Source organism: Paracoccus angustae, assembly GCF_042648745.1.
GTDB lineage: Bacteria > Pseudomonadota > Alphaproteobacteria > Rhodobacterales > Rhodobacteraceae > Paracoccus > Paracoccus angustae.
In genome coordinates, this window is the sequence record NZ_JBHRXY010000016.1 from 67,563 (window position 1) to 75,802 (window position 8,240).

Sequence of the window (8,240 nt, forward strand, 5' to 3'; positions counted from 1 at the left end):
GCGAAGGCCGCGGCCTTCGCCGGCAGCCCCCTGGCCGCGATCAGAACGGGCTTTCCGGGAAATAGAAGCTTTCCGCGTTTTCCGGCGTCACCAGCACCGATCCGATGATGAAATCGCCCGACACCGGCGCCTGCGAGACAAGGCCCACGGCGGTGATCTCGATGGCGGTGGCGATCATCGCGGGGGGATAGGTGACGTTGGCCGGGATCATCGAGTCGCCGTCCATGGTGCGCTTGACCATCTCCTTCATGCCCGCGCCGCCCAGCACGAACTTGATGTCGTCGCGGCCCGCCGCCTCGATGGCGCCCAGGACGCCCACGGCCATGTCGTCGTCCGACGCCCAGACCGCGTCGATCTGCGGATGCTTGGACAGGAAATCCTGCATGACGGTGAAGGCCTTGTCGCGGTTCCAGTCGCCGTGTTCCATGCCCAGGACTTCGATGTTCTTGCCCTCGATGGCGGCCTGGAAGCCCTCGACGCGCTCGTTGTCGATGGTGGTGGGGATGCCGCGCAGCACGACGATCTTGCCGCCCTCGGGCAACGCGCTTGCCATGTATTCGCCCGCCACCCGGCCGAAGCCGGGGTTGTCGCCCGCGACATACAGATCCTCGATGCCTTCCTGGGACAGGCCCCGGTCCACGACCGTGATCCAGGCGCCGGATGCCTTGACGTTCTGGACGGGGCCGGTCAGCGGCTCGGATTCGAAGGGCAGCACCACAAGCGCGTCGATGTTGCGGGTCGCCACCATGTCCTCGATGTCGTTGACCTGCTTGGCCGGATCGGACGCGGTCGCCAGCACGAAATCGAGCTGCGGATAGGTTTCCTCCAGCCGGTCCACGGCGGCCTGGGCGAAATAGTTCATGCCGCCCGCCCAGCCGTGGGTCGCCGCCGGGATCGACACGCCGATCACCCTGGTTTCCCCGTCCTGGGCCAGCGCGGGCGCGGACAGCGCCGCGGCCAAGGCCAGGCCCGATACGAAATGCTTCATGTGTTTCCCTCCCATGTGAACCCGCTAACCGCGGGCTTTGCCTTCGCGCTGCAACACCACAGCGAGAACGATGATGGCCCCCTGAATCGCGCCGTTCAGGTAAGGCGATACGAAATCCGTCAGGTTCAGCAGGTTGCCGATCAGCGTCAGGATCAGGACGCCGATCACAGTGCCCCAGACCCGGCCGAAGCCGCCCTTCAGCACCGTGCCGCCGATGATCACGGCGGCGATGGCCTCAAGCTCCCACAGCATCCCCGTCGCCGAGGATGCGCTGCCGAGGCGCGGCACGTACATGATGGTGGCGATCCCCACCAGCAGGCCAAGCGCGGCATAGGTCGTCAGCCGCACCCGGTCCACGCGGACCGACGAATACTTGGCGACCTGCTCGTTCGAACCGATGGCCGCGCAATGGCGGCCGAAGGCGGTCGAGCGCATCACGATTTCACCGATCACGACCACAACGGCAAAGACGATGATCGGCCAGGTGATGCCGAAGATGCCGCCGTAATAGACCGGCTGGTAAAGGCTGCGCAGGCCGAAATCCAGCGACAGCGTGCCCCCGTCGGCCAGCCATGTGACCAGGCTGCGATAGATGCCCATCGACCCCAGCGTGACGATAAAGGCCTCGATCCCCAGACGGGTGATGAGGATGCCGTTCAGCAGCCCCGCCGCAAGGCCCGCCAGCAGGGCGGTCGCCATGCCGACCAGGATCACGGGGATGCCGACGCCCATCGTGGGCACCAGGCTGTTCATCACCAGGATCATCAGACCGGCGATGAAGGCCGCCATGGATCCGACCGACAGATCCAGGCCCCCCGCCGTGATCACGAAGGTCATGCCCACGGCGATGATGCCGATAAAGGCCGACCGGGCCAGCACGTTGGTCACGTTGTCCCAACCAAGGAAGTTCGGGTTCATCAGCGCGCCCGCCACGACCAGCAGGACCAGGGCCAGGATCGGTCCGATCACGGTCATGCGGATGCGGCGGGGGGCTGGCGCTGCGGCGTCGGTCATGCGGGTTCCCTTTCCGTGGCCACGCCCATGGCAAGGCGGACGATGGCGTCTTCCGAGGCATCGGCACCAAGTTCGCCGGTGATGCGGCCATGGCGCATGACCAGGATGCGGTCGGCCAGCCCGATCACCTCCTGCATTTCCGAGGAGATGACAACGATGGCCCGGCCCTCGGCCGCCAGCTTGCGGATCAGGACATACATCTGCTGCTTGGTGCCGATGTCGATGCCGCGCGTGGGCTCGTCGATGACGATGATGCGGGGGTCGGCCAGCAGCGTCTTGGCGAACAGCAGCTTTTGCTGGTTGCCGCCCGACAGGTTGCCCACAAGCGCGCCGCGATGGCCGCGGATGTCGAAGTCGGCGATGGCCTGATCCAGCGCGCGTTCCTCGGCCCCGGTATCCAGCAGGCCCCGGTCGAATTTCGCCAGGGCTTGCAGCGTCAGGTTCTCGCGCAGCCCCTTGCCCAGCAGCAGACCGCGCGTCTTGCGATCCTCGGTCAGGTAGCACAGGCCAAGCGCCTGCGCCTGCCAGGGGTGGTCGATCCGCACCGGCTGGCCGAAGATTCGCACATCGCCCGTGGCGGGGCGCAGCCCGCACAGCCCCTCGAAGGTCTCGGTCCGGCCCGATCCGATCAGGCCCGCGACGCCCAGGATCTCGCCCCGGCGCAGGGTGAAGGCGATGTCGTGCGAGAAGCCCGGCACGGTCAGGTTGCTGACCTCCAGCGCGACCTCGCCGGGCGTGCCGGTCTTGGCGGGGAACAGGTCCGACATCTCGCGGCCCACCATGGCGTTGGCCATGGCGTGCTGGTCCATCTCCGCAGCCTCGCCCGTCCAGACCACGCGGCCGTCGCGCATGATGGTCAGGTCGTCCGCGATCTGTTCCACCTCGTCCAGCTTGTGCGAGGTGAACAGCACCGCCGTTCCCGCCTCGCGCAGCGCGCGGACCTGGCGCAGCAGGATCGCGGTTTCCGCGCGCGTCAGCACGGCGGTCGGTTCGTCCATCACCAGCACGCGGGTGTCGCGCAGCAGGGCCTTGGCGATTTCCACCATCTGCTTGTCGCTGTTCGACAGCGTGGACACCACCCGGTCGGGCGCCACGCGGCATTCCAGCCGGTCCAGCAGGTCCCGCGTCCGGGCGCGCATCGCGGGCTTGTCCAGCAGCGGGCCGCGCTTCAGTTCGCGGCCGAGAAAGATGTTCTGTTCCACCGTCAGTTGCTCGGCCAGGTTGAATTCCTGGTGGATCATCGAGATCCCCTGCGCCTCGGCCTGTCCCATGCTGGCGAAGCTCACCGGCTGGCCGTCCAGCAGAACCTGCCCCGACGAGGGCGGCTGGTAGCCCGCCAGGATCTTCATGGTGGTGGACTTGCCCGCGCCGTTTTCGCCGATCAGCGCATGGACGCGGCCGGGGCGCAGGGCGATGTCCACGCCATGCAGCACCTCGATCGGGCCAAAGCTGCGGCTGACGTTTTTCAGCGCAAGGACGCTCACGGCGTCACCCAGGCGGCGTCGTCCCGGGCCGACCGGATGCAGGCGTCGATGAAGCGCATTCCGGCCAAGCCCTCCTCAAGCCCCGGCAGCAGGTCCATCTCGGGGTCGCGTTCGCCCCGTTGCGCGGCCCGGATCGCCCGGGCGGCGCCCGTGTAGATGTTGGCGAAGCCCTCCAGATAGCCCTCGGGGTGGCCGCCCGGCGTGCGGCTGACGGCGTTGGCGGCGTCCCCGGCCCCCGCGCCGCGCCGGGTCAGCAGGCGTTTCGGTTCGCCGAAGGGCGTGAACCACAGATAGTTCGGATCCTCCTGCCCCCATTCCAGCCCGCCCTTTTCGCCGTAAACGCGCAGGCGCAACCCGTTCTCGTTGCCCGGCGCGACCTGCGAACACCACAGCATCCCGCGTGCGCCGCCGCGGAAGCGCAGCAGGATATGGGCATTGTCGTCCACCCGCCGCCCCGGAACAAAGCTTTGCAGGTCGGCGGAAAGCTTTTCCACCGCCATTCCGGTCACGAAGCAGGCAAGGTTATGGGCGTGCGTGCCGATGTCGCCGATGGAGCCGCCCGCGCCGCTGCGGTCCGGGTCGGTGCGCCATTCGGCCTGCTTGTTGGTGCCCGTGGCCTCGGCTGCCTCGGTCAGCCAGTCCTGCGCGTATTCGACCTGCACGATGCGGACCGCGCCCAGATCGCCAGCCGCGATCATGGCGCGGGCCTGCCGGATCATCGGGTATCCGGTATAGTTGTGGGTCAGGATGAACAGCGCGTCGGACGCGCGGATCGCGGCTTCCAGATCCGCCGCCTGCTCCATGGTCGCGGTCAGCGGCTTGTCGCAGATCACGTGGATGCCGCGCCGCAGGAAAGCCGCGGCCGCCGGGCCGTGGACATGGTTCGGGGTGACGATGGCCACCGCCTCGATCCCGTCGGGGCGGGCGGATTCCGCCTGCGCCATCTCCTCGAAGCCGCCATAGCAGCGGTCGGGGTCCAGGCCCAAGGCCGCGCCGCTGTCGCGCGACCTTTCCGGCGTCGAGGACAGCGCCCCGGCCACCAGGTCGAATTCGCCGTCGATGCGCGCGGCGATGCGGTGGACCGCGCCGATGAAGGCGTCCTTGCCGCCGCCGACCATGCCAAGCCTGATCCGGGTCATCGCGAAATCCCCAGCATCCGGCGGTTCGCGGCATCGTCCGCGCCGCCGCCCGCGAAGTCGTCGAAGGCCGTTTCCGTCACGCGGATGATGTGGCTGCGCACGAACGCGGCCCCTTCCCTCGCGCCGTCCTCGGGGTGCTTGAGGCAGCATTCCCATTCCACCACGGCCCAGCCGTCGAAATCGTTGGCCGCCATCTTGGAAAAGATCGCCCCGAAATCGACCTGCCCGTCGCCCAGGCTGCGGAACCGCCCGGCGCGGTCGACCCAGGGCTGGAAGCCGCCATAAACGCCCTTGCGCCCGGTCGGGTTGAATTCCGCGTCCTTGACGTGGAACATGCGGATGCGGTCCTTGTAGATGTCGATGTTGTCCAGATAGTCCAGGCATTGCAGGACATAATGCGACGGATCGTACAGCATGTTGGCGCGGCCGTGGCCCCCCACGCGGTCCAGAAACATCTCGAACGTGTCGCCGTCGTGCAGATCCTCGCCGGGATGGATTTCATAGCAGATGTCCACGCCGCAGTCCTCGGCATGATCCAGGATCGGCCGCCAGCGTCGGGCGAGTTCGTCGAAGGCGGTTTCCACCAGCCCAGCCGGGCGCTGCGGCCAGGGATAAACGAAGGGCCAGGCGAGCGCGCCGGAAAAGCTGGCCATGGCGGTCAGGCCAAGGTTGCGGCTGGCCGTCAGGGCCTTCTTCACCTGATCCACGGCCCATTCCTGCCGGGCCTTCGGGTTGCCACGGCGTTCCGGCACGGTGAAGCCGTCGAAAGCCTCGTCATAGGCGGGATGGACGGCGACAAGCTGGCCTTGCAGGTGCGTGGACAGTTCGGTGATCACCACGCCGTTGGCGGCGGCGGCCCCGGCGATCTCATCGCAGTAATCGCGGCTTTCGGCCGCCTTCGCCAGATCGAACAGCCGCCCGTCCCAGCTTGGCACCTGAACGCCGGCATAGCCGCAATCGGCCGCCCATTTCGTGATGCCGTCCCACGAGTTGAACGGCGCCTGATCGCCCGCGAATTGCGCCAGAAACAGCGCCGGACCCTTGATGGTCTTCATGGTCTTCCCCCTTCAGACATATCGGTTGACCAGGTTTTCCAGGATTTCCTGCCGGCCCGAGACCGGCTGGGGGTCAAGCCCCGCAGCCAACGCCCGGTCGGCGATGGCGTCCAGCGTCGCGTCCTTGGCCAGCATCGCCTGCGCCTCGGGCCGCTGCCAGCCGGCATAACGGTCGCGGCGCGCGGCCTCCAGCCGGTCGTCCTCCAGCATCCTGGCGGCAGCCTTCAGGCCGCGCGCGCAGACATCCATCGCGCCCGCATGGGCCATGACCAGATCCAGCGGATCCAGCGATTGCCGCCGGACCTTGGCGTCGAAATTGGTGCCGCCCGTGGTGAAGCCGCCGCCCTTGAGGATCTCGTAATAGGCCAGCGCCACCTCGGGGACGTTGTTCGGGAACTGGTCGGTGTCCCAGCCGGATTGCGGATCGTTGCGGTTCATGTCGATGGACCCGAAGATGCCGAGCGCGTTGGCCAGGGCGATCTCGTGTTCGAAGCTGTGGCCCGCCAGAACGGCATGACCCTGTTCGATGTTGACCTTCACTTCCTTTTCAAGCCCGTGGCGCGACAGGAAGCCATACACCGTCGCCACGTCGAAGTCGTACTGGTGCTTGGTGGGCTCCTGCGGCTTCGGCTCGATCAGGATGGTGCCGGGAAAGCCGATCTTGTGCTTGTGATCGACAACCATGGACAGGAAGCGGCCCATCTGGTCCAGTTCGCGGCCCAGGTCGGTGTTCAGCAGCGTCTCGTACCCCTCGCGCCCGCCCCACAGCACGTAGTTCGCGCCCCCCAGCCGGTGCGTCACGTCCAGGCAGTCGCGCACGGTGGCTGCGGCATAGGCGAAGACATCGGGGTCGGGGTTGGTCGCGGCGCCCGCCATGTAGCGGCGGTTGGTGAACAGGTTCGCGGTGCCCCACAGCAGACGCGGCCCGCCATCGGCCATCCGGGGTTCCATCAGGTCGGCGACGCGGTTCAGCCGGTCGCGGCTTTCCGCCAGGCTGGCGCCTTCGGGCCGCACGTCGTGGTCGTGGAAGCAGAAGAACGGCGCGCCGAGGATGCGGAAGAAATCAAAGGCGGCCTCGACGCGCTGTTCGGATAGTTCCATCGTGTCGGCGGGAAACCAGGGGCGGTCAAAGGTGCGCCCGCCGAAGGGATCGCCGCCTTCCCAGCCGAAGCTGTGCCAATAGGCCACCGCGAAACGCAGGTGATCCTCCAGCCGCTTGCCCATCACGAGTTCGTCCGGGTCATAGTGGCAAAAGGCCGACCCTTCCGCATGGGGGTCAAGGGGCAACGGCGGGATCGCGTCGAAATAGCCGGTCATGCAGACACTCCGGGCAGGTTTTCCTTGAAGAAGATGGCGGGCGTGATCACGGCGGGGGGCGGCTCCTCGCCGTCGGCGATGGCGCGCATCGCGTCCAGGGCGCGGGCGGCCTCCTCGGCCGGTTTCTGGTCGATGACCACGTCGATCAGGTCGCGTTCCAGCGCGGCGCGCGAATGCGGCGTCAGCTCGTGCAGGACGACAAAGGGACGGGCCTCGCCCAGGGCCTCGATCGGCGCGATCAGTCCGCGGTTTCCCGCGCCGATGGAATAGATCGCGGTGATCCCCGCACCTGCCCCGAGGGCCGCGGCCAGTCCCTCGCGCATCCGGTCGGGCCGGTCATGGACCTCGACCGGGGGCAGCAGGGTCAGGCGGGAAGCCTCCAGGATCTCGGCCGCCCCGTCCAGGCGTTCGCGATGATCGCGCAGGGACATCGAGCCCAGGACCGGCTGGACCCGCCCCGCACCGCGGCCATGGGCCAGCCGCAAGAGCCGCCCCGCCGTGCGCCCCGCGACGGTGTTGTCGATGCCGACATAGCTGCGCCGGGGTCCGGCGATGTCGGACACCAGCGTGATCGCGGGAATGTCCCGGGCCGCCAGATCGGCCATGACCTGCGCCAGCCCCTCGGATTCCGCGCCCACCAGCGCCGCGCAGTCCCAATCGCCTGCGTCGCGCCGGCCGGGATCGCACAGGGTGACGGACACCCGGTCCGCCGCACGCGCCTCGGCCTGCGCCAGAATGGCCCGGCCCAGGGCCGAGAAGAAGCCGTGATCGCCTTGCGGCAGAAAGACCGCGAAGCGATAGCTGCGCCGCCGCGACAGGTTCGCCGCATGGATGTCGCGGCGATAGCCCAATTCCTGAATGGCGCGTTGGACACGCTGGATCGACTTCGCGGCCACCCCACCGCGTTCGTTCAGAACCCGGTCGGCCGTCGAATAGCTGACGCCAGCCGCCCGCGCCACATCGTGCAGCGTGGGGTTTCGCATTGACGGATTTCCTCCCTCCGCCAGCATTTGGCGGAAAAAGAAATACGTCAATCATTTTTTGCGGAGAATGGGACGGAAGGTCTTCGTTCTTCCCGGAGGGCTGTGACGTGCCACGGGGTTTCCATTGTTGATGACCGGCACGATCGGGTTCATCGCTCTGGGGCCTAGGCTCATTGCTTTTCCCGGCCAGAACAAGACGGTTGCGGCGAGCATGATCGCAGAGAAGAACGTTTCCGGGCACCGGTCGTATCGGGCTGCAA

8 protein-coding genes are annotated in these 8,240 nt (G+C 67.5%); all 8 read right to left on the minus strand.

Going from position 1 to position 8,240, the window contains the following annotated elements; all coding sequences use genetic code 11:
- Positions 1 to 40: 40 nt before the first annotated feature.
- Positions 41 to 988, minus strand: coding sequence for an ABC transporter substrate-binding protein (locus ACFOM8_RS15950; protein WP_377763002.1), 948 nt, complete (start codon positions 986 to 988; stop codon positions 41 to 43).
- 24 nt (positions 989 to 1,012) lie between these two features.
- Positions 1,013 to 2,002, minus strand: a complete 990-nt coding sequence (locus ACFOM8_RS15955) for an ABC transporter permease (RefSeq protein WP_377763004.1) — start codon at positions 2,000 to 2,002, stop codon at positions 1,013 to 1,015.
- Positions 1,999 to 3,486 (minus strand): sugar ABC transporter ATP-binding protein, encoded by a 1,488-nt coding sequence (locus ACFOM8_RS15960; RefSeq protein WP_377763005.1) that lies wholly within the window; start codon positions 3,484 to 3,486, stop codon positions 1,999 to 2,001. The genes ACFOM8_RS15955 and ACFOM8_RS15960 overlap by 4 nt, the downstream gene beginning before the upstream one ends.
- Complete coding sequence (locus ACFOM8_RS15965) at positions 3,483 to 4,625, minus strand: Gfo/Idh/MocA family protein (protein ID WP_377763007.1); 1,143 nt, start codon at positions 4,623 to 4,625, stop codon at positions 3,483 to 3,485. Before ACFOM8_RS15965 ends, ACFOM8_RS15960 begins: the two co-directional genes overlap by 4 nt.
- A complete protein-coding gene (locus tag ACFOM8_RS15970) occupies positions 4,622 to 5,680 on the minus strand; it encodes a sugar phosphate isomerase/epimerase family protein (RefSeq protein WP_377763008.1) in 1,059 nt (352 codons plus the stop codon). The genes ACFOM8_RS15965 and ACFOM8_RS15970 overlap by 4 nt, the downstream gene beginning before the upstream one ends.
- Before the next feature lie 12 nt (positions 5,681 to 5,692).
- A complete protein-coding gene (gene xylA / locus ACFOM8_RS15975; RefSeq protein WP_377763010.1) occupies positions 5,693 to 6,997 on the minus strand; it encodes a xylose isomerase in 1,305 nt (434 codons plus the stop codon).
- Positions 6,994 to 7,980: a LacI family DNA-binding transcriptional regulator gene (locus ACFOM8_RS15980; protein ID WP_377763011.1), complete on the minus strand. Its 987-nt coding sequence runs from the start codon at positions 7,978 to 7,980 to the stop codon at positions 6,994 to 6,996. The genes xylA and ACFOM8_RS15980 overlap by 4 nt, the downstream gene beginning before the upstream one ends.
- Before the next feature lie 51 nt (positions 7,981 to 8,031).
- Positions 8,032 to 8,240: hypothetical protein (locus ACFOM8_RS15985; RefSeq protein WP_377763014.1), on the minus strand; the 209-nt coding region annotated here is incomplete at its 5' end.